Origin of the sequence: Kitasatospora sp. NPDC005856 (assembly GCF_040629945.1) — a bacterium.
In the GTDB taxonomy this organism is placed as follows: Bacteria; Actinomycetota; Actinomycetes; order Streptomycetales; family Streptomycetaceae; genus Kitasatospora.
In genome coordinates, this window is sequence record NZ_JBEXWT010000223.1 from 1 (window position 1) to 1585 (window position 1585).

1 protein-coding gene is annotated in these 1585 nt (G+C 70.2%); it reads left to right on the top strand.

Features of this window, described 5'->3' with window-relative positions; all coding sequences use genetic code 11:
* The first annotated feature begins 622 nt into the window (after positions 1-622).
* Complete coding sequence (locus ABZ449_RS42100) at positions 623-940, top strand: helix-turn-helix domain-containing protein (protein WP_360357458.1); 318 nt, start codon at positions 623-625, stop codon at positions 938-940.
* The last annotated feature ends 645 nt before the right edge of the window (positions 941-1585 follow it).

Sequence of the window (1585 nt, forward strand, 5' to 3'; positions counted from 1 at the left end):
TGCCATCCGTCTTCTCCCGCCGAAAGTCGGTACCCGCGACACACCGCCGCTGCACTCACCGATCGTAACCAGAACACAACCCCCACCCCGAACCCACAAACAACCCGTAACACCACAAACAGACCAACACGAACACAAGCCAACCCTTCTCCGAACCAGGAGCCGTCCGGCCTGTCACTGGTCGGTGCGCACGGTCACGGCGGTTGTCTGCGCGGTGGGCCCGAATCGGCTGCCGTATCCGGCTTGCTCCGGCTCGTGGGCCTGATCAGAAATCCCGACCGCCCCGCCGGGCCGGCGTAGAGCCCCTGGCCTTCCCGGGCCGGGGGCAGATACCGCCGCCATGCTGCAACGCAACCGGCAACACCGGGACCCCGCCGGCATCCTCACGCCGGGGCAGGGCATCCACACCCCCTGACGCGCCATCGGGCCGCCATCGGACCGCCACCGATCCGGGCCCACCGCACACACACGCACGGCAGGTCGGGCATAGTAGCGTCGTATACGTGAAGTCGCGTATACGACGCGGTCTTTGGCCATCGAACGGACGGGGGTCGAGTGTTGGGAAGGGGTGGTGGGTGTGAGACGGGAACGCGTGGCGGGGCGGGTGATCGTGCACCCTGGCGTGGAGGACGTGAGCGTCCAGCAGGTACTGGAGGCGCTCGCTGATCCGGCCCGCAGGACGGTGGTGCGCACGCTCGCGCACTCGGGAGCCGATCTCAGCTGCGGTTCCTTCGACCTGCCGGTGGGGCGTTCGACCTCCAGCCACCACTTCAGCGTGCTGCGCGAGGCGGGCCTGCTGCGCCAGTACTACGTGGGCACCACCAAGCTGAACGCGCTGCGCAGCGAGGAGCTGGAGCGGCGGTTCCCGGGCCTTCTGACGGCGGTGGTGGCCGCCGCCGACGCGGAGGCCGAACAAGCCCCCAGAACACGGGACGCATGAAGTGTGAAGCGCAGGGGGCGCGAGCCGTGACGCGCCTGGGGGTGGGGGCAGTCGCCGACGGTGAGAGCGACCTCGCTGCTCCGGGTACCGGCCCCAAGGTAGCGGTGGGCCTCGACGACGGCGTCGAGGCCCCGAGGACACGGTCGAGGACGGGAGCGAACCAACCGTCGGCCGCGCCAGCGCTGATCAACGCGTAGGCGCGGCAGAGGCATTCGCCTTCACGGGTCACCTCATGCGGGGTGCAGCAGCGACTGGCGACGGGGGCGAAGGCATCCCAGCCGGACATCGGGGTGCCGCGCGGGTCAGGGCCCGTAAAGGATCAGGCGCCCGCCACCGGCAAGAGTACGGGCGGGAACGAGGACAGCGAGCCCGGCAACGGGGTCGAAGCGGCACGCACACCGCACCCCGGAGTGCCCGCATCGACATGCACGAGGAGATCGCCCTCACCCGTGACGACACTGCGGCGACAGCCCGTCCTGCAGGCACCGGGGCCGTGGAACGGACCGGGCACGGCCGTAGGCGCAGGCGAGGACAGGCCGGTCGTGCCGGTCGGTGGCCGCCCCCTGGCGGGGGCCGGGGCGGGCAGTAGGATCAACGGCGTTGCATCCCGTACACCGCCGCTAGGAGGCTTTTCATGGCTCAGGT